This window comes from Nonomuraea sp. NPDC049725 (assembly GCF_040674795.1).
Classification (GTDB): domain Bacteria; phylum Actinomycetota; class Actinomycetes; order Streptosporangiales; family Streptosporangiaceae; genus Nonomuraea; species Nonomuraea ceibae.
In genome coordinates, this window is sequence record NZ_JBFANJ010000013.1 from 247,455 (window position 1) to 267,194 (window position 19,740).

At 73.4% G+C, this 19,740-nt stretch carries 17 protein-coding genes; 9 read left to right on the forward strand and 8 right to left on the reverse strand.

The annotated features are described in order from the left end of the window. Positions 1-18 precede the first annotated feature (18 nt). A complete protein-coding gene (locus AB0J53_RS31535) occupies positions 19-726 on the forward strand; it encodes a DUF2071 domain-containing protein (protein ID WP_364179195.1) in 708 nt (235 codons plus the stop codon). A gap of 30 nt (positions 727-756) precedes the next feature. On the opposite strand, the gene AB0J53_RS31540 is transcribed toward AB0J53_RS31535, so the two are convergent. Further along, a complete protein-coding gene (locus AB0J53_RS31540) occupies positions 757-6,144 on the reverse strand; it encodes a metallophosphoesterase (RefSeq protein WP_364179196.1) in 5,388 nt (1,795 codons plus the stop codon). Between the two features lie 160 nt (positions 6,145-6,304). On the opposite strand from AB0J53_RS31540, the gene AB0J53_RS31545 reads away from it, so the two are divergent. Beyond that, positions 6,305-6,736, forward strand: a complete 432-nt coding sequence (locus AB0J53_RS31545) for a type II toxin-antitoxin system PemK/MazF family toxin (protein WP_357588357.1) — start codon at positions 6,305-6,307, stop codon at positions 6,734-6,736. Positions 6,737-6,757: 21 nt separating this feature from the next. Here AB0J53_RS31545 and AB0J53_RS31550 read toward each other — a convergent pair whose 3' ends face one another. From AB0J53_RS31550 to AB0J53_RS31560, 3 genes are read right to left on the reverse strand one after another with little or no spacing between them, the layout of a single operon-like run. After that, positions 6,758-7,165 carry a cupin domain-containing protein gene (locus AB0J53_RS31550; RefSeq protein ID WP_364179199.1) on the reverse strand — a complete coding sequence of 136 codons (408 nt, stop codon included), beginning with the start codon at positions 7,163-7,165 and terminating at the stop codon, positions 6,758-6,760. Then, on the reverse strand, positions 7,166-7,987 hold the full coding sequence (locus tag AB0J53_RS31555; protein WP_219509483.1) for a phosphoenolpyruvate hydrolase family protein: 822 nt from the start codon (positions 7,985-7,987) through the stop codon (positions 7,166-7,168). Next, on the reverse strand, positions 7,984-9,192 hold the full coding sequence (locus AB0J53_RS31560) for a Tm-1-like ATP-binding domain-containing protein (protein ID WP_219509484.1): 1,209 nt from the start codon (positions 9,190-9,192) through the stop codon (positions 7,984-7,986). The genes AB0J53_RS31555 and AB0J53_RS31560 overlap by 4 nt, the downstream gene beginning before the upstream one ends. A 34-nt stretch (positions 9,193-9,226) precedes the next feature. On the opposite strand from AB0J53_RS31560, the gene AB0J53_RS31565 reads away from it, so the two are divergent. Genes AB0J53_RS31565 through AB0J53_RS31575 form a run of 3 tightly spaced genes read left to right on the forward strand, consistent with a single transcriptional unit; the run spans position 9,227 to position 12,734 of the window. Then, positions 9,227-10,513 (forward strand): FAD-dependent oxidoreductase, encoded by a 1,287-nt coding sequence (locus AB0J53_RS31565; protein ID WP_364179202.1) that lies wholly within the window; start codon positions 9,227-9,229, stop codon positions 10,511-10,513. A gap of 55 nt (positions 10,514-10,568) precedes the next feature. After that, the gene (locus tag AB0J53_RS31570; protein WP_364179204.1) at positions 10,569-11,243 is read left to right on the forward strand and encodes a DUF3152 domain-containing protein; all 675 of its coding nucleotides are present in this window, start codon (positions 10,569-10,571) and stop codon (positions 11,241-11,243) included. Positions 11,244-11,303: 60 nt separating this feature from the next. Then, positions 11,304-12,734, forward strand: coding sequence for a carboxylesterase family protein (locus AB0J53_RS31575; RefSeq protein WP_364179206.1), 1,431 nt, complete (start codon positions 11,304-11,306; stop codon positions 12,732-12,734). Between the two features lie 14 nt (positions 12,735-12,748). Here AB0J53_RS31575 and AB0J53_RS31580 read toward each other — a convergent pair whose 3' ends face one another. After that, positions 12,749-13,327: a helix-turn-helix domain-containing protein gene (locus tag AB0J53_RS31580; protein ID WP_364179208.1), complete on the reverse strand. Its 579-nt coding sequence runs from the start codon at positions 13,325-13,327 to the stop codon at positions 12,749-12,751. Positions 13,328-13,410: 83 nt separating this feature from the next. On the opposite strand from AB0J53_RS31580, the gene AB0J53_RS31585 reads away from it, so the two are divergent. The 3 genes from AB0J53_RS31585 (at position 13,411) to AB0J53_RS31595 (ending at position 16,384) form a co-directional block, all read left to right on the forward strand. Further along, positions 13,411-14,226 (forward strand): SDR family oxidoreductase, encoded by an 816-nt coding sequence (locus tag AB0J53_RS31585; protein WP_364179210.1) that lies wholly within the window; start codon positions 13,411-13,413, stop codon positions 14,224-14,226. A gap of 87 nt (positions 14,227-14,313) precedes the next feature. Beyond that, entirely contained in the window at positions 14,314-15,435 is a 1,122-nt protein-coding gene (locus AB0J53_RS31590; protein ID WP_364179212.1) for an MBL fold metallo-hydrolase, read from the forward strand. A gap of 34 nt (positions 15,436-15,469) precedes the next feature. After that, positions 15,470-16,384 (forward strand): pirin family protein, encoded by a 915-nt coding sequence (locus tag AB0J53_RS31595; RefSeq protein ID WP_364179214.1) that lies wholly within the window; start codon positions 15,470-15,472, stop codon positions 16,382-16,384. A gap of 6 nt (positions 16,385-16,390) precedes the next feature. On the opposite strand, the gene AB0J53_RS31600 is transcribed toward AB0J53_RS31595, so the two are convergent. Beyond that, positions 16,391-16,993 (reverse strand): hypothetical protein, encoded by a 603-nt coding sequence (locus tag AB0J53_RS31600; protein WP_364179216.1) that lies wholly within the window; start codon positions 16,991-16,993, stop codon positions 16,391-16,393. Between the two features lie 155 nt (positions 16,994-17,148). After that, the gene (locus AB0J53_RS31605; RefSeq protein ID WP_364179218.1) at positions 17,149-18,096 is read right to left on the reverse strand and encodes a DUF1731 domain-containing protein; all 948 of its coding nucleotides are present in this window, start codon (positions 18,094-18,096) and stop codon (positions 17,149-17,151) included. A 154-nt stretch (positions 18,097-18,250) separates the two neighbouring features. Here AB0J53_RS31605 and AB0J53_RS31610 point away from each other — a divergent pair, with 154 nt between their 5' ends. Then, positions 18,251-18,841, forward strand: a complete 591-nt coding sequence (locus tag AB0J53_RS31610; protein ID WP_364179220.1) for a hypothetical protein — start codon at positions 18,251-18,253, stop codon at positions 18,839-18,841. Between the two features lie 495 nt (positions 18,842-19,336). Here AB0J53_RS31610 and AB0J53_RS31615 read toward each other — a convergent pair. Continuing rightward, on the reverse strand, positions 19,337-19,740 hold a 404-nt coding region (locus AB0J53_RS31615; RefSeq protein WP_364179222.1), incomplete at its 5' end, for a transposase.

Below are 19,740 nucleotides of genomic sequence, written 5' to 3' on the forward strand. Positions count from 1 at the left end.
GGAGGGCAGGGGTGCGGGATGCGCGCCCCGCCGTCCCCTCACGTCACCCGGCCGGTGATGTATCACCGCTGGTCGCGGCTGACCTTCATCCACTGGCGCTATCCGGTCGCCGACGTGCGGGCGCTGCTGCCGGCCGGCCTCACCCCCGAGACCTTCGACGGGACGGCGTGGGTGGGGCTGACGCCCTTTCTCATGGAGGGGGTACGGGTCCCGGGCGTGCCCGCGTTGCCGTGGCTGTCCACGTTCCCGGAGACCAACCTGCGCACGTACGTCCGCGACGCCCGTGGACGTACGGGCCTGTGGTTCCTGTCCCTGGACGTCGGCCGGCTGCCCGCCGCGATCGGCGGCCGGGCCGGGTACGGGCTGCCGTACTTCTGGTCGGACATGTCGGTGGACGGCGGGAGCCGCGTCCGCTACCGGTGCCGCCGCCACTGGCCGGGCGGCCCGCGCTGCGACGTCGAGGTGGAGCTGGGCGGCACGCTGACGGAGGACGAACGCGACGAGCTCGCGCACTTCCTGACCGCCCGGTTCCGGCTCTTCACCAGGGTGGCGGGCCGGACGGTGTGGGCGCCGGTGGAGCATCCGCCCTGGCCGTTGAGGCACGCGAGCCTGATCAGCCTGGAGCAGGACCTGACCCGGGCCGCGGGACTGCCGGACCCGCAGGGGCCCGCCCTGCTCCACGCCTCGCCCGGGGTGCCGGTCCGGGTGGGGATGTGGCGCCCGTGACCATGACCCTGCGGTCACGGGCGCCGCGGGTCACGGGGTGACGGTGACCCGGGTGGGCGGGGACGCGCCGATCCGGACCTCCAGGGTGATCGGGGTGCCGGCGCGCAGGGCCGTGCGGGCGTCGCCGCGGAGGTTCAGCTTCAGGTCGCGGCTCTTGCCGGGCTGGAGCGTGACCTTCTTGGCGTCGACGGGGTCGCCGTCGTGGGTGACGGTGACCTGCTCCTGACACTTGCTCTTCCCGGCGCAGATCAGGGTGATCGTCGCCTGGGCGGGGGCGTTGCCGGGCTTGAGCGTGGCGGTGACGGTGTCGCCGGCCACGCTCATCCCCGCGCCGCCGGGCTCCCGCCCGAGCAGGGGCGCGGTGTAGCGCTGGGTCCCGGCCGAGGTGTTCAGCGCCAGGACGGTCCCGGCCGGCTCGGCCAGGCGTACGGTCAGGGCGCCGTTGCCCCGCTCGTCGAGCCGGACCTCGCCGAGGTGGGCGATGTCGGCCTCGCCGGGCGCCGACGCCGAGGCGCCGGGCTTCAGCAGGAGGAACGACAGCTGAGCCCCGGCCGCGCCGGCGCCCGCCGACATGGCGACGGTGACCGTCCCGTCGCCCGCGGTCGCCGCGTGGCTGATCCCGCTCCCCGTCGCCGCCGAGACCTCCGGGGCTGTCGAGGCCGCCGTGGCCGACAGGGCCGCGGCGGCCGAGAGCTTCGTGGCGGCCGCGGCGGTGGCCCGCAGGGTGGGGTGGCCGAGGGCGGCGTCCCACTGCCAGGTCGAGGCCAGGTCGAAGCCCAGCTCGCCCGACCAGAACGCCTCGGCGGCGGCCTGGTCACGGGTGGCGGTGGCGCCGTTGAGGGTGGCGGGGCCTGTCGTGGTGTCGGTCTGGGTGGTGGCCTGGACGGTTTCGAGCGCCCAGTTGTTCTCCAGGGTGGCGACGTGGCCCGCGCCGACGCGGCCCAGGAAGCGGTGCGCCCAGGACGGGGCCGAGACGGCCGGGTTGAGGGCGATCGAGTCGCGGATGACCGTGCCCGTGTAGCCGTATCCGGCCACGCCGCCGTCGTTGCGGGTGTCCGCGCGGACGGTCCCGGTGGCGAAGACCCGTTCGGTGGTGGAGCCGGCCAGGGCCACGCCGACGACGCCGCCCGCCTCGGTGGCGCGTACGTGCACGTCGGCGGTGGAGTAGGAGTCGCGCACGACGCCCTGGGAGTCGCCGACGAGGCCGCCCGCGCGCGAGCCCGCGGTCACGGACCCGGAGACGAGCACCCGCTCGATGGTGCCGGTGCTGGTGGCGGCCAGGATGCCGGCGCGGGCGGCGGTGGTGTTCACCACGCCGGCCAGGGCGAGGTCGTGCACGCGGCCGGAGACCTGGGTGAACAGCGGGGCGGTCAGGCCCCTGATGCTGTGCCCGGCGCCGTCGAGCTCGCCGGTGAACGGCCTGGGCAGGCTGGTGAACGGCGTGCCGGTCAGGTCGAGGTCGGCGGCGAGCGCGTAGTCGTGCGACGGGTGCTCGCCCATCACGGTCAGGTCCTCGGCGCTGTCGACGAGGTGGAAGCCGCGCGGGTCGGTGGGCAGCGGGGGCGCCGGGGCCGGTTCGAGCTTCTCGGGCGCCATCCGCAGGGTCGGCCTCCTGGCGGCGTCGTCCCACTGCCAGACGGCGCCGAAGTCCCAGCCGCGCGCCTCGTAGAAGGCCTGCCGCTGGATCTCCGAGGGGGCGGCGACGTTGCCCTTCTGGTTGCCGGCCGACGGCGGGTCGGTGATGGTCTGGCCGCTGATCGGCACGGATCTGCTGACGTGGTTGTCCTCCAGGGTGGCGGTCTGCCCGCCGTAGACGCGGCCGACGATGGCGTGCGCGTAGCTCGACGCGGTGATGTTCGCGTTGAGGGCGACGGAGTGGCTCACCTGGGTGCCGGTGTAGCCGTAGGCGGCCACGCCGCCGGCGGAGGCGCTCTGCGCGCTGACGGCCCCGGTGGCGAGCACGTTCTCGGTGACGGAGCCGCCCACGGCGACGCCGACGACGCCGCCCGCGTACTGGGTGGTGGCGCGCACGTCGGCGGTGGAGACGCTGTCGCGCACGGTGCCGAAGTGGTGGCCGGTGACGGCGCCGGCGTAGCTGTGCGCGGTCAGCGTCCCGCCGGCGCGGACCCGCTGGATGGTGCCGTGGTTCTGGTCGGCGACCAGCCCGGCGGGGGTGCGGTCGGTGGTGACGTCGCCGTGCACGACGAGGTCCTCGATGGTGCCGTGGTTGTCGGCGAACAGGCCGGGCCCCTGGTCGGGCAGGGCGGCCAGGCCGGAGACGGTGTGCCCGTCGCCGTCGAGGACGCCGGTGAACGTGGTCGCGCGGCCGAGCTGGGCGCGGCTGACGCCGGTCAGGTCGAGGTCGGTGGTCAGCCGGTAGTGGCCGGCCGGGTCGTTGTCGACCTTGGCCAGGTCGTCGGCGGAGTCGATCAGGTAGGGCGACTCGGCGGTGCCCTCACCGGCCAGGCCCTCGCGCACGGTCATGACCGGCCGCAGCGGCCTGCCGGACGCGAGCGAGTCCCACACGTACAGCTTGACGGTCGCGCTGGGCGCGACCGGCAGCGGCGTGCGGAAGCGGACGTACTGCTCGCGGCCGAGGTGGTCGAACGTGACGTCGGCCGTGCGCACGTCGATCATCCGCTGGTGGGTGTTGTCGTACGTGGCGGCCATGACGGTGGCCTTGTCCAGGCTGCCGGGGTAGGACAGCAGGCCCACGCCGGCGAGCTCGCGGTTCTCGACCTCGGCGGCGGAGACCTTCCAGGAGCCCTGCGGCTTGGTGACGGTCACCTCGTCGACGGGCCGCCCGTCGATCGTGTACGCCGACAGTTTCAGCCCGGAGTCGGTCGCCTCCAGGACGGCGCCCATCTGGACGTTCTCGTCGAAGACCTTGTCGTCCCACCAGAACTGCTGGTTGTCGTAGAACTTGGGCCCGGAGGAGCCCAGGGTCACGAACGTGGTGCCGGCGGCCTGCTCCTCGGGGGTTTTGGCCAGGCGGCCCTCGAAGATCGTGGAGCGCTTGTAGACGTGGTCGTGGCCGCCGAGGTACAGGTCGACGCCGAGCCGGTCGAGCACGCGGGTGACCTTCTCCCGGGCGAGGTCCATGCCGGCGTCGTCGGCGTGCTGACCGCCGTAGTAGGAGAAGTGGCCGGTGACGACGTTCCACTTGGCGCCGGAGGCGCGCACGTCGTCGACCAGCCAGGCGAGCTGCTCGTCGAGGCGCGTGTTGGAGTTCAGCACGGAGAAGTGGATCTCGCCGCGGTCGAAGGAGTAGTTGCTCTCCCCGATGGCGCCGTTGGCGGGCAGCGCGAACGTGTTCGTGAAGATCGCGGCCGGCTTGCCGCCGACCACGTCGTAGTCCAGGTCCTCGTACGTCTCGTGGTTGCCGACGAGTCCCGCGTACTGCAGGCCGAGGCGGGACAGGAAGTGCTCGTGGACCTCGGCCCACTGCTCGCCGCGCCCGCCCCGGTCGACGAGGTCGCCGACCTGGAGCACGGTGCCGCCGCCGGGCCGCTGGGCCTTGAGCCGGTCGAGCACCTTGCCGGGCAGGGCGAGGGCGCCGGGGTCGCCGTCGGGCACCTGGACGTCGCCCAGGAGGTAGACGGGTCCGGCGTCGCCGGCGAGGAACGGGCCGCGCTCGCCGGTCCAGGAGGAGCGGTCGGCGCTGAGCCGGTAGCGGTAGGCGGTGCCCGTCTTCAGCCCGGTCAGGCGGAACTCGTGGGAGCGCAGCGTCCGGCCGGTGATCGCGTGCTGGCGGACGGGCTCGTCGTTGCCGACCACGTCGACCTCGTACGGGCGGCTGTTCTCCGAGGTGAGGACCGGGGCTTCGGCCCAGTCGCCCGAGCCCTCGGGCAGGACCTGCGCGTAGACCTTCCGGATGGCGCGGTCGGTGGTGACGGCGATGCCGGCGGTGCCGGGCTTGTCGCCCACGGCCACGTTGGCGCGCAGGAAGACGGACTCGGGGTCCGGCTTGTCCTGGGAGATCCGGATGCGGAGCAGTTCGGCGTTGGTGTTGCCGAGGTTGTCGGTGGCCTTCACGACGACGAACGCGTCGTCGTACGAGCGGACGCGGAAGGCGCCGCCGGTGACCGGGACCTCGCCGGCGGAGTCGTACACCTCGACGCTGACGGCCGGCCGGGTGCCGGAGTCGTCGGTGGCGGTGGCCTGGGGCAGGGTGATCGTGTCCCCGTGGCGGGCGGTGGCGGGCACGCCGGAGACGGTGATCTTCGGGGCGTAGTTGGCGCCGCGGGTGGTCTCGCCGATCCAGATCGGGGCGGAGACCACGAAGTCGCCGTCGGCCTGGTCGGCGCGGACGTAGAAGAAGTCGCCGTCGCGGACGGCGAGCTCGGCCTTCAGCGTCAGGTCGTTGCCGCTGAGCTTGCCGAAGTCGTGGGCGACGGCGCCGCCGTTGGTGATGAGGCGGGCGCCGGTGAAGGAGTCGCCGTCGCCGGGGTCGGCGAGCCGCAGGTCCACGTTCAGGGCGGTGGTGGTGGCGGGCAGGATCGTGCCCATGGGCTTGTCGTTGCCGCCGAGCGCGACGACGGCGTCGACGTCGGTGGTCGAGTAGAGGGTGCGCTCGCGCATGGCCGCGTACAGGCCCTTGAGCGAGTGCTCCGCGGCCCACACGCCGGTGATCGACGGGTTGCCGGACACCCAGGTGGCGGAGTGCTCGTCGCCGTTCCACACGGGGGCCAGGTGCCAGCCGGCGTCGAGCGCCTTCTGGAACTCCTTCACCGCGTCGGCGGACTTGACCTCGATGAGCTCCATCCGCTCGTCGGCGACGGGGTCGAGGCCCTTGAAGCCGAAGAAGTCGCCCTTCGCGGTCGGGGACGGGTGGTTGAACTGGCCGATCGCGTCCGGGTCCTGCTTGATGCGGGCCAGGAACGTGAAGTAGTCGTACTTCAGGTCCCCGGTGCCGAAGGCGTTGCCGTAGCCGTCGACGCTGCCCTTCTCGGTCGCCCTGGCCGTGGCGTGCCAGTCGGCGTTGAACACGTTGATGTGGCCGGTGCCGTCGTACCAGGTGTTCTCGATCGACGGGACGGCGACCAGCTTGTCCTGGCCGGCGTTGAACTTCTCGGCGCTCTCGTGCAGGTAGCGCCATTCGGCCGAGTCGGCCTCGCGCCAGTCGTCGAGGTAGTCGTCGCCGTTGCGGATGTCCCACATGACGTCGTGCTCGGACACCGTGAAGAAGTCGGCCCCGGTCGTGCCGTGGACGTGCTCGTAGGCGTCCGGCGGCAGCTTGACGCCGTCGCTCACGGAGGTGTGCGAGTGGAACTCGCCGGTGTAGAGGCTCCTGCCCAGGTAGGTGGGCCGGTCCTCGGGGGCCGCGGCGGCGGGTTGGGGGGCCAGTGCGCCGGCCGCGAGGGCGATCGCGGTGATCGCTCCGGGCCAGGCGCGTCGTGGTGCGCTGATGCGCGTCATGTTTCTGCCGTTTCACGTGGGTCCAGCGGGACAAAAGTGCTTTCCACAGAAACCACGACAGGTAGAACGCTTTGTCTCGCACTCATGTGCTAAAGGTGAACGAGGGCCGAAACCATGACAACTACTCCGCTTGGGTCGCGTTCCGGAGTAGGATCCGCCCGTGCGTGATCCAGGTGAGGACCCCAGGCCCGTCCGGGGCGCGGTGCGCGAGATCCACTCCATGAGCGGCGCGGCCACGCTGCACTACTCCCCCGACCTCGACGGTCTCGCCGACCCCGGGGAGATCGTCTGGGCGTGGGTGCCGTACGAGGAGGACCCGTCGCGCGGCAAGGACCGGCCGCTGCTCGTGGTCGGCCGCAGCGGGCGCAGGCTGCTGGCGATGATGCTGTCGAGCCGGGGCGGCGACGGCCCCGACTGGGTGGAGATCGGCGCGTGGGGCCGCGACGGGAAGGTCTCCCACCTGCGGCTGGACCGGGTGTTCGCGCTGGACGAGGACGACATCCGGCGCGAGGGCGCGGTGCTCGACGCCGACCGGTTCGCCCGGGTGGCGGCCCGGCTGATGAAGACCTACGGCTGGGCCGCCGGCCGCTGACGCGCGGCGGCGGCCCCCGGGTCAGGGGTGCAGCCAGTGCGGCTGCTGCCCCGGCGCGTGCAGGTGATGGTCAGGGGCGCCCTCCAGCGCCTTCTCCTCGCCGCCCGGCGTGTAGGTGACGATCAGGCGCAGCGGGCGCCACGTGGTGTTGTACGTCGAGTGGAACACCCCCATCGGGATGTGCACCGTGTCGCCCTCGCGGATCGGGAACGGGTCGCCGTCGTCGACCATCTGCTCCGCCTCCCCGGAGATCACGTAGATGACCTCCTCGGCGTCGGGATGGTTGTGGCGGGCGTGGCCCTCGCCCGGGTTGACGACGACCTCGCCGAGCGTGCTGGCCGCGCCGGGGACCAGCGACGGGGTGACGAACCACTTGATGGCGCCCCAGCCGAACGTCATCGTCGGCACCGTGTCCGGCTTGATCAGCATCTACAGCTCCAGGTTCTTGAACGCGGTCACCTGCTCGGTGATGGCCCGCTCGGTGGGGAGACGCTCGACGGAGGAGGCGCCGAAGAAGCCCGCCACGCCCTTCGTCCGCGACAGCACGTACTGGGCGTCGGCGGGCTCGGCGATGGGCCCGCCGTGGCACAGCACGAGCACGTCGGGGCGGACGGCGGCGGCCGCGTCGCGCATGGCCTGCACCCGGGCGACGGCCTCGTCGAGCGTGAGCGCGGTGCCCGCGCCGATGCTGCCCTTGGTGGTCAGGCCCACGTGCGGCACCAGCACGTCGGCGCCCGCCTCGGCCATCGCCCGCGCCTGGTCCTCGTCGAACACGTACGGCGCGGTCAGCAGGTCGCGCTCGTGGGCCAGCCGGACCATCTCGATCTCCAGGTCGAAGCCCATGCCGGTCTCCTCCAGGTTCTGGCGGAACACCCCGTCGTACAGGCCGACGGTCGGGAAGTTCTGCACCCCGGCGAAGCCCATCGCCTTGAGCTGGTCGAGGAAGACCGGCATGACGCGGAACGGGTCGGTCCCGCACACGCCGGCGAGCACGGGCGTGTCGCGCACCACCGGCAGCACCTCGGCCGCCATCTCGACGACGATCTGGTTGGCGTCCCCGTACGGGAGCAGCCCGGCCAGCGAGCCGCGCCCGGCCATGCGGTAGCGGCCCGAGTTGTAGATGATGATCAGGTCGGCGCCGCCCGCCTCGGCGCACTTGGCCGACAGGCCGGTGCCCGCGCCCGCGCCGATGACCGGCCTGCCGTCCGCGACGCCGCGGCGCAGCCGTTCGAGTGCCGTGGTCCGGTTCACCGGTGTCCTCCGATCAGTTCGTGGAGCCGGCCGGCCATGGCCCGGCCGAACTCCGGATCGTTGATGTGCAGGTCGAGCCGCACCGTGTCGGGGTGGGCGGCCAGGGCGTCGAAGCACGCCTCGTCCGCCTCCGGGTCGTGGAAGGGCATGCCCTCGGCGTCGAGCGCCGACACTCCCCGGGCCGGGACGAACACGACGGCCGGAGCCCTGGCCCCGGCCAGCTTGGCGGCGACGCGGCGGCCGAGCTCGGCCATCTCCTCGCGGGTGGTGCGCATGAGCGTGACGGCCGGGTTGTGCACGTACAGGGTGCGGCCCTCGAACCGGGCGGGCACGCTGTCGCGCGGCCCGAAGTTGACCATGTCGAGCGCGCCCGGCGCCACCACCTGCGGGACGCCGTGCCGGGCGGCGGCCGTGAGCCGGTCGGGGCCCGCCGACAGCACCCCGCCGACCAGGTCGTCGGCCAGCTCGGTGGTGGTCAGGTCGAGCACCCCGGCGAGCATCCCGCTGGCCGCCAGCCCCTCCATCGCCCGGCCGCCCGCGCCGGTGGCGTGGAAGACGAGCACCTCGTAGCCGAGCTCCTCCAGCCGGTCGCGGGCGGCGTCGACGGCCGGCGTGGTCACGCCGAACATCGTCGCCCCGACCAGCGGCCGGTCGGACGCCTCCGGCCGCTGCTCGCGGTAGGCGAGCGCCATCCCGGAGGCCGCCGCCGCCGCGTTGCCGAGGATCGCCCGCGAGACCCGGTTGACGCCCGCCACGTCCACCACGCTGTACATGATCGTGACGTCCTTGGCCCCGACGTACGGGGACACGTCGCCGGACGCCATCGTGGACACGATGATCTTGGGCAGCCCGATCGGCAGGTCCCGGACCGCCCGCGCGGCGATCGACGAGCCGCCGCTGCCGCCCACCGCCAGCACCGCGGCCACCCGGCCCCGCGCGTGCAGGTCCGCCAGGACCGCCGCCGCGCCCTCCCCCATGGCCGTGACGGCGGCTCCCCGGTCGCCCGCCGCGCGCAACGCCGCCAGGTCCGCGCCGCCCGCGGCCGCCACCCGGTCGTTGGGGACGTCGACCGGGTACGACACGCCCGGCTCGCCGGTGCCCGCGTCGATCACGACGACGTCGCGGCCGAGCTCGATCAGCCTGTCACGCAGCCATCCGTATTCGTGCCCCTTGGTGTCCAGGGTGCCGATGAGTACGACTGTCATTCTCCGACGTTATCCCGGCTGCGATCATTGGAGCATGCGTGTTGCAGTGATCGGGAGCGGCATCGTCGGCGCGGCCGCCGCCCACCACCTGAGCGGGCGCGGCGTGTCCGTGACCGTGGTCGACGGCGCCTACCCGGGCGAGGCCACGCAGGCGGGGGCGGGCATCGTCTGCCCGTGGGTGGACCACTGGGACGACGAGGACTGGTACCGACTCACGCGCGAGGGCGCCCGCCACTACCCGGGGCTCGTGGAGGAGCTGGGCGAGGACTTCGGCTACGCCCGCGTGGGCGCGCTGCTCGTCGCCGAGGAGCCCGCCGACCTGGAGCCGGTGCGCGCCCTGCTGGAGCGGCGGCGGGCCGAGGCGCCGGAGATGGGCGAGGTCACCGACGTGCCGGCGCCGTCGGCGCTGTTCCCGCCGCTGGCCGAGGACCTGGTGGCGCTGCACGTCGCGGGCGCCGCCCGGGTCGACGGCCGGGCCGTCCGCGACGCGCTCCTGCACGCCGCCGTCGCCCGGGGGGCCGAGGTGCGTCCCGGCACGGCGGTGCTCACCCCGTCGGGGCAGGTCCTAGTCCGCGAGACCCGCGCCGCCGACGCCCGCGCCCGCGTCCACGCCCGCCACGCCGCTCCCCCGCCCCCCGCGGGCACCTGGCGCCAGGGCGACCCCGTCCCCGGCGCCCCTTCCGGCGCGCCCGGGACGGGGTCGCCGGGCGAGAGAGCGCCTGCCGAAGGAGCGCCGTCCGCCGGGCCCGCCTTCGGGGTGGGGCGCGAGGTCGAGGGCGGGCCCGGCGGCGAGGCCGGGGAGGCTCTGGAGGCGGACGCGGTGATCGTGGCCGCCGGGGCGTGGGCCGGGGAGGCGTGCCGGCCGCTCGGCGTGGAGCTGCCCGTGTTCCCGAGGCGGGGCCAGATCGTGCACGCCACGCTCGACGGCGTCGACACCGCATGGTGGCCGATCGTGCTGCCGCGCAGCGGGCCGTACCTGCTGGGCTTCCCGGGGTCGCGGCTGGTGGTGGGGGCGACGGTGGAGGACGTGGGGTTCGCGCCGCGCGTGACGATGGGCGGGCTGGACGAGGTGCTGCAGGCGGGGCTGCGGATCGCGCCGGGCCTGTTCGGGGCGACGGTGACGGAGGCGAGGGTGGGGCTGCGGCCGGTGTACGCGCCCGGCCGGCCGCTCATCGGGCGGCTCACCGACCGGGTGGTGGTGGCGACGGGCCTGAGCGCGTACGGGCTGACGGCGGGGCCGTTCGCGGGCCGGATCGCCGCCGCGCTGGCGCTGGGCGAGGAGCCGCCGATCGACCTCACCCCGTACGGCCCGCCGGTGTGAGAGCCGGGCGTATGATCGTCGTTCCCCCACCGTGCGCGAGTAGGGGGAGGCGGCGATGCGCCCGTTCCTGGTCCTGGCCCTGGTGCTGCTGACGGCGGGCTGCGGCGAGGCGGTCACGCCCACGGGCCCGCCGGTGCCGGGCGTGGCCGCGACGGCGCCCGGCCCCGAGAGCGCGGAGGCCCGAAAAGCCGGGGAGGCACGCGAGGTCGTGGTGCCGAGGGCGGCGTCCGGGCACTACGAGGTCGTCGGCGGGAGCGCGGCGGCCCGGCGCGGGCCGGGCCGGGCGGTGCGCTACCTGGTGGAGGTGGAGCGCGGGCTGCCGTTCGACGGCCGGGCCTTCGCGGCGCAGGTGCACCGCACGCTGAACGACCCGCGCGGCTGGACGCGGTTCCGGCGCGTGTCCCGCCCGCCGGTGCGGGTGCGGGTGGCGCTGTCGAGCCCGGCGACGACCGACCGCAGGTGCCGCCCGCTGCGCACCGGCGGCCACCTGTCCTGCTGGAACGGCACCCGCTCGGTCATCAACGCGCTGCGCTGGGCGCGGGGCGTCCCCCAGTACGGCGGCGACCTGGCCGCCTACCGCCGCTATCTGATCAGCCACGAGGTCGGTCACGCGCTGGGCCACCGCCACCGGCCGTGCCCAGGCCCCGGCCGGCTCGCCCCGGTGATGGCGCAACAGACGAAGTCGCTGGGCCGCTGCCGCCCGAACCCGTGGCCGCACCCCGAAAGGTAGACCGACCCCATAGCGGAGAAGACTGGTGATCGCAACACGACGACGAGAAGGGCTCACGTCATGCCGACGATCACCACAGGGAAGGTCAGCGGCCTGGAGGACGACGGTGTCGCCGTCTTCAAGGGCATCCCGTACGCGAAGATCCCGTTCGGGCCGCTCCGGTTCGCCGCGCCGGAGCCTGCGGACCCGTGGGAGGGCACGCTGGAGGCGACCGCGTTCGGGCCACGCCCGCCGCAGCCGGCGATCATGCCCGGCCAGGAGCCGTGGGATCCGGCCGCCGGGCTGGACATCCTCACGGTGAACGTGTGGACGCCCGATCCCGGCGGCTCCGGGCTGCCGGTCATGGTGTGGCTGTACGGAGGCGCGTACTGGATGGGGTCGGCCGACTGGCCCGAGTACGACGGCGCGCGGCTGGCCCGGCACGGGGTGGTCGTGGTGACGCTGAACTACCGGGTCGGCATGGAGGGATTCGCCCAGATCGAGGGCGCTCCGGCCAACCGGGGGCTGCTGGACCAGGTGGCGGCGCTGCGCTGGGTGCGGGAGAACGTGGCGGCGTTCGGCGGCGATCCGGACAACGTCACGGTCTTCGGCGAGTCGGCGGGGGCGGGCTCGGTGGCGGCGCTCATGGTGATGCCGTCGGCGGCCGGGCTGTTCCGGCGGGCGATCGCGCAGAGCGTGCCGGGGCCGTTCCTGACCTCCGAGCTGGCCTCGCGGGTGACCGGCGCGGTGATGGCCCGGCTGGGCGGCGGGTCCCCGTACGAGACGACGCCGGAAGGGCTGGTGGCGGCGTCGGCGGCGTTCGCCCGGGAGGAGCTGCCGGGTGCGAGCGATCGGTGGGGGCTGCTGACGCACATGGGGATGCCGGTGGCGCCGGTGGTCGACGGCGAGGTGCTGCCGGACACGCCGTGGAACGCGCTGGCGGCCGGGGCGGGCGCGGACGTGGAGCTGATCGTCGGGTACAACCGCGACGAGTTCACCGTCTTCCACGCGATGGCGAGCGGGCCGCCTAACCTGGCGGCGGCGCTGGAGGCGCTGGCCCCCGACGGTGCGGACGCCGCCTACCGGGCGGCGCTGCCGGGAGCCTCGGACGGCGACCTGTACGTGCGGCTGATGTCGGACTGGCTGTTCAGGATGCCGAGCGCGCTGCTGGCCGACGCCCATCACGGGACCACGTACGCCTACGAGCTGACCTGGGCGCCCACCCCGGTGCTCGGCGCGTGTCACGGGCTGGACGTGCCGCTGGTGTTCGGCACGACGCGGGGCGAGCTGGCGCTCATGCAGGCGGGCGGCTCGCCGGACCTGGAGGCGATGTCGGAGCAGTTCCGCACGGCCTGGACCCGGTTCGCGGCCACCGGCGACCCGGGCTGGCCCGCCTACGACCCGGCGACGGCGGTCACCCACCTGTTCGACGTGAAGCCGTCGGACGTGGCCGACCCGGAGGCGGCCTCGCGGGCGCTGTGGTCGAAGACGGGCGTGCGGGTGATCGGCTGAACGCCCGGCGGTGATCAGCCCGCGTCGCTGAGCCGCTCCGCGCCGACGCCCCTGAGCAGGGTGTCGACCAGGCGGGTGGCCAGGGCGTCGGGCTCGCCGGGGCTCTGCGCGGCCTCGTGGATGAGCGCGTAGTAGACGCGCCTGGCCCAGTCGAGGTCCACGTCGCCGCGCAGCACCCCGGCCGCCTGCGCCCGGCGGAACAGCTCGGCGCAGCTCTCCTCCACCTCGGCGTGGACGCGGGCGACCTCGGGCCCGGCCGTGGCGGCGCGGCTCATGGCGAAGCCCCAGTCGATCTTCACCCGGAGCACGTTGGCGGTGGCCTGGTAGAGGGCGACCAGGGGCGGCGTGGTCTGCGGGCCGGCCGCGGCGACGGCCTCGGCGAAGCGCCGGGTGGCCCACTCGGTCATGGCCTCGACCAGCGCCTCGCGGGAGGCGAAGCGCCGGTGCACGGTGGTGCGGGCGACGCCGGCCGCCTCGGCGATCTGCTCCATGCTGGCCGACGGGTTGCGGCTGAGGACGCGCTCGGCGGCCTCCAGGATCGTGCGTACGGTCCGCTCGGCGTCTGACCGGCGGGCCCGGGTTCCCTGGCTCACACGTCACGAGGATACAGCACCGTACCGCTTTGCCGCAGAGTTGCATCATCAGTGTTGCAGGTTCTATGGTCTACGCATCGAGCTTGTCGCAACTGACGAAGGGCTACATCATGGACCTGCGACTCACCGGGAAGACCGCCGTCGTCACCGGAGCCGGCCGGGGCATCGGGCTGGCCATCGTCCGCACGCTGCGCGAGGAGGGCATGCGCGTCGTGGCCGGAGCCAGGACGATCACGCCCGAGCTGATCGCCACCGGCGCGACCGGCGTCAGCGTGGACCTGTCCACCCCCGCCGGGCCCGGCGAGCTGGTCGAGCGGGCACTGGCCGAGCTGGGCGAGATCGACCTGCTGGTCAACAACGTGGGCGGCGGCGACGGCGGCGACGGCCAGACCGGCGGCTTCCTCGGCTTCACCGAGGAGCAGTGGCGGCTCACCCACGACCTCAACTTCCTCAGTGCCGTGCGCGCCACCCGGGCCGCGCTGCCCAGCCTGCTGCGCGGGAGCGGCGCCGTCGTGAACGTCTCCTCCAACGGCGCCCGCATGCCGCACGCCGGCCCGGTCCCCTACACGACCGCCAAGGCCGCGCTCACCGCCTGGAGCAAGGCGCTGGCCGAGGAGTTCGGGCCGCAGGGGGTGCGGGTCAACACCGTCTCCCCCGGCCCGGTGCTGACCGCCATGTGGGAGGCGCCCGACGGCTACGGCGCGGCGCTGGCGGGCGCGTTCGGCCTGCCGCACGAGCAGCTGCTGGCCGGGCTGCCCGGCACGATGGGCATGACGACCGGCAGGTTCGTCACGCCCGACGAGGTCGCCTCGCTGGTGGCGTACCTGGCCTCGCCGCTCGCCGCGAGCGTCAGCGGCGCCGACTACGTCGTCGACGGCGGCGCGACGAAGACCGTCTGACGCCGCGAAACGGCGTCCGTCCCCGGGAACACCGGCGGCCCCGCGATCAGTTGAGCTGGTGTACCGGAATTCAGGGGAGAGTGAGCGATGGCAGGTTTTCGGACGGCACGACGCATCCTGGTGGGGGGCGCGGCGCTCGCCGCCGCGGGATGGGCGCTCCGGGACGTGCCCGCCGAGCTGGGCGTGCGCCCGCTGACGTCCGGCCCGGAACGGGCGGCGCGGATCCGGCGCTCACCGCAGTTCAGGGACGGCGCGTTCGTCAACACCATGCCCGAGGGCACCGCGATGATCACCACGCCGCCGGTGGGGCTGCTCGGCGAGCTGGCCAAGGACAAGGAGCTGCGCCGGCCGCCCGGCCGGATCCCGGTGCGCATCCCGCCCGCCGACGCGCCGCCCGCCGACGGCGTCCGGGCCGTCTGGTACGGCCACGCGTCCACGCTGGTCGAGATCGAGGGGCGGCGGGTGCTGTTCGACCCGGTGTGGAGCAGGCGGCCGTCGCCGACGCGGCTCGTCGGCCCCAAGCGCCACCACGAGCCGCCCGTGGGGCTCGGCGCGTTGCCCCAGGTCGACGCCGTGGTCATCTCCCACGACCACTACGACCACCTCGACCTGGCGACCGTGCGCACGCTGATCCGCACGCAGAAGGCGCCGTTCCTGGTGCCGCTCGGCATCGGCGCCCACCTGGAGCGCTGGGGCGTGCCCGCGTACCGGATCGTCGAGCTCGACTGGGACGAGGAGGCCGTGGTCGGCGGGCTGCGGTTCGTCGCGACGGCGGCCCGCCACTTCTCCGGCCGGACGTTCTCCCGCAACGACACGCTGTGGGGCTCCTGGGTCGTGGCCGGGGCCGCCAAGCGGGTCTTCTACGCGGGCGACTCCGGCTACTTCGAGGGCTACAAGGGCATCGGGGCGGCGCACGGGCCGTTCGACCTGACGCTCATGCCGATCGGCGCCTACAGCCCGGCCTGGCCCGACGTGCACATGAACCCGGAGGAGGCGGTCAACGCCCACCTCGACCTGGGCGGGCGGCTGTTGCTGCCGGTGCACTGGGCGACGTTCACGCTGGCGCTGCACCCCTGGTCGGAGCCGGTGGACCGGCTGTGGCGCGAGGCCAAGGCGCGTGACGTGCGGATCGTGGTGCCCCGTCCCGGCGAGGCCGTCGACACCGCCGCCGCCCCGGCCGTCGACGGGTGGTGGGAGACGCTCGGCTGAGCAGCCGTACAGTTCGCAGCCGTACAGTCTCAGGGTGAGCAACCTTGAGACGGACCCGCGCGAGATCCGCTGCGCCGCCGACGGCGGGGGCGAGGAGCTGCTGGAGGGGCGGTCCGTGCCGCTGGGCGGGCCGCGGGCGATGGCGGTGAGCCGCACGCTGCCCGGCGTGCGGCGGCGGCTCATCGGCGCCTGGTGCTTCGCCGACGCCTACGGGCCCGAGGTGACGCGGATGCGGGTGCCGCCGCACCCGCACACCGGCCTGCAGACGGTGAGCTGGCTGCTGGCGGGCCGGGTGCTGCACCGCGACAGCCTCGGCAGCCTGCGCGAGGTACGGCCCGGGCAGCTCAACCTGATGACGGCCGGGCGCGGCATCTCGCACTCGGAGGAGTCGCCGCACGAGACGCTGCACGGGGTGCAGCTCTGGGTGGCGCTGCCCGGGACCGACCGGCGCACGGCCCCGGCCTTCGAGCACCACGCCGCGCTGCCGGAGCTGACGGGCGACGGATTCTCGGCGACCGTGTTCATGGGGGCGCTGGGCGGGGCCGTCTCCCCCGCCACGGTCTTCAGCCCGCTCGTGGGCGCGCAGGCGGCGGTCGACGGGACGGCCGAGCTGCCGCTGGATCCGGCGTTCGAGCACGGGCTGCTGCTGCTCGACGGCGAGGTCGAGCCGCTGCGCGCGGGCTCGCTGCGCTACCTGCCGCCGGGACGTGACCGCGTACGGCTGAGCGGGCGCGGGCGGGTGCTGCTGATCGGCGGGGAGCCGTTCGGCGAGGAGATCGTCATGTGGTGGAACTTCGTCGGCCGCGACCACGACGAGATCGTGGCCTTCCGCGAGGAGTGGGCGTCGGGCGACGGGTTCGGCGTCGTCGAGGGCTTCGACGGCCCGCCGCTGCCCGCCCCCGCCCTGCCCGGCACCCGGCTCCGCCCCCGCGGCCGCGTCCGCGAATGACGCGTCTCAGCTGCGCCACAGGATGTGGATGTTGACATTGCTCCACGGGCCGCAGGTGGAGCCGAAGGTCCCCCGGTCACATCCCTGGAACGAGAAGTTGTACACCTCGTACTTGTCCCCCTGATGAGAGACGCCGGGATGGGGATTGAAGGCGTACGAGCCGGTCCACGGCGTTTCCCGTGCGACGCGCCGCTGCACGTCACGGGCCGGGTCGGGCTGTGCGTCGATGTTCCATCGCACGTGGAAGAAGTCCCAGTCGCGCGACGTCGGCCCCCACCGGAGATTTATCTTCCCGCTCTTGCGGTAAACGCGGAGCAGATTCTGCTCCCCCATGTTGGGCGACCACGCGATCTGCCCGTTGCGGAATCTCTGCACCGATCCGCGCTTGTCCGGGAAACCCGTTTCCTGGGTCACCGGGCAACCATAGACGCTGGTCTCCTCTCCTTTCGAGCGCCAGTAGTCCCCCACGAGGCTCCCGGCTCCCGCGACGAGCGCGGGGTCGCAGGCGGCCATGTCCCCGTGGGCCGACGGCGCGGCGGGAAGCAGCGCGGCAACCACCGAACAGACGACCGCCGACCGACGGACATCAGGAATGCGAAGGCCGGTCACGGATACCACGATCCTCTCCGGGGAGCCGAATACCGGCGCACAACGCCGCGATTTCCCGGCGACAATTCGCCTGCGGCTCCCGATATGCACGGGCCTCTTACTTCCAGTAAGCGTCCGGTGATTGGAGATTTCAAGCGACCGCCGGCAAAAAGGGGTTAGCGGGCGCCGGTGCGTGAGCGGCGGACGAGGTCGCGGGCGGCCTGCGGCCACTGGCCGAAGTCGAACGTGAAACCGGCGTCGAGCAGCCGCCCCGGGACGACCCGGCGGCTCTTCAGCAGCAGCTCGGTGTCCGAACGCATCGCGAGCGCGCCGAGCTCGGCCATCCACCGCGTCGCGGGCAGCCCCACCGGGACGCCCTTCGCCCGGCGCAGCTCCCGCATGAACGCGCGCTGCGGCTGCGGGTCGGGGGCGGCGAGGTTCACCGGCCCGGTCAGGTCGTCGCGCCCGGCCAGGAACTCGACGGCGCGGGCGAAGTCGCGCTCGTGGATCCACGACACGTACTGGGCGCCTCCCGCGATCGCTCCGCCGAGGCCGAGCCGCGCCATCCGCAGCAGGACGTCGAACACGCCGCCGCGGTCGGGGCTCATCACCATGGCGGTGCGCAGGGCGACCTTGCGGGTGCCCGGCGTGCCGGCCCGCTCCTGCTCCCGCTCCCACGCCTTGGCGATCTCCACGCTGTAGGCCCAGTAGCGCGGGACGCCGGGCTCGCCGCCGCCGATCACGCCGGTCGCCTCGTCGTTGGCCGCGTCGAAGCGGTGGGCGTAGACGGTGGCGGTGCTCATCTGCAGCCACACCCGGGGCGGCCGCGCGGCGGCGGCGATCGCCTCGCCCACCACCCGGGTGGAGCGCACCCGCGACCGCATCATGGCGCTCAGCGTTTCGGGCGTGTAGCGGCAGTTGACGCTCCGGCCGGCCAGGTTGACCACGAGGTCGCTGCCGTCGATCTCGGCCGTCCACGGCCCCGGCGTCTCGCCGTCCCAGTGAACCTCGCCCTCGCGCGCCGGCCGCCGGGTCAGGACCACGACGTCGTGGCCCGCGCCGGTCAGCGCCCGCCTGAGGATCGCACCCACCTGCCCGGTGCCGCCGGGTATGACAACCTTCATCAGGCTCCCCCCTAGATGCCGGGACTGAGCCTAGACGCTCTCCTTCCCGGGGCACCGGGCGCCCCGGCGAACAGGACCTCTCCCCCGGGCCGGCGCCCGGCAGTATATTGATCTTCCCGGCGCGTGAACCGCCCGCCGAGAAAGGTCGTGCGAGTTGCAGAACGTCCTGGCACAACTCCCCGCACTCATCGGCGTTCTGCTGGGCGCGATCGGAACGTACGGCGTCACCGCACTCACCGAACGCACGAGGTGGAAACGACAGCTCGCCACGCGATGGGACGAGCGGCGCGTGATCGCGTACATGGAGTACGCGCACGCCGTCAAGAAGACCATTTCCATCTGCATGAAACTGGCCTCTCAGCGAGGCGTGGGCGCGGAACTGAACTTTCTCGCCCCGGAATACTCGAAGTCGGACCTGGCGGCGGCGGAGGAAGAACGAACCATAAGCTGGGAGGCCGTGCTTCTGTTCGGGAGCGACGAGGCCATCGTCGCCGGAAGAAAGTGGCACGAAGCTGTTTTCCGGCTGGAATTGATCGCCGACGGGCAGGAGGCGGACCTCACCTGGGATCTCGCCGTCCAGGCGACGAGCCGGGCGCGCGGAGAGTTCTATCGCGTGGTCAAGCGCGAGATCGGCATGCGGGAGGCGGGGGCGCCCGGAACCTACGAGTGGCAGCTCAGCACTTTCGCGAGCAAGCTCCCGGCGCACGAAACCCGGCCCGAACTGAAGCGCTCAGGTGACGCGTAACTCTCTTATGAACGGCTGAATCGTTCGAGCACCCCCGGACCCAGGGGATGGGGACATTCGGGGCGCCGGGTGAGCGTACGGACGGCCCGCGCCGCCGGGCGATGGGAGAGCAGGACTCCCCCGACGCCCGCAAGCACCACAGGCCAGGCACCTGCCGTGCCGGCCAGGAGGTCGCCCATGCACCGGGGGCCACTGGGCCCGGCCGCTGCGGCCTGCTGCGGATCTGGGCGCACGACGACCCCTGGCACACCGGGCCACCCGGATCTTGTCCAGCACCGTGATGAAACGCGGGCAAAGAACTTCTGGCCAAATAGCCCAGCCTCGCTGATGATGTGGACGATCCCCTCACCTACATAGGCTGCGGAGGGCCCATGAAAGCACTCGGCCGTAGATCGAAGTTATTCAGGGTGCTGGCCTCACTGGTCGCCATCATGGTCATTTCGACTGGGACCGTGGTGTCGACCGCTACCGGGGCACTAGGAGCTGTTTCTTGGATCAGGTTCGGAGCCAGATGACCAGGGCGGCCAGGGTGACGGTGCCGAGGAAGATGTAGGCGCGTTTGTCGTAGCGGGTGGCCACGGCCCGGAAGTTCTTCAGCCGGTTGATCGCCCGTTCGACGACGTTGCGCGCTTTGTAGCGTTCGGCGTCGAAACCGGTGGGCCGTCCTCCGGCTGAGCCTCGTCGTCGGCGATGGGCACGTTGATCGCGTGGCTCGGGGATGGTGTGCCGGATCTTGCGGCGACGCAGGTAGGAGCGGTTGGCGCGGGAAGAGTACGCCTTGTCCGCGGCCAGGCTGTCAGGCCAGGTGCGTGGGCGTCCCGGCCCCAGCCGGGGTATGCGGATGGTGGCCAGCACTCGCCGGAACTGCGGGCTGTCGCCGTACTGGCCCGGTGTCAGGA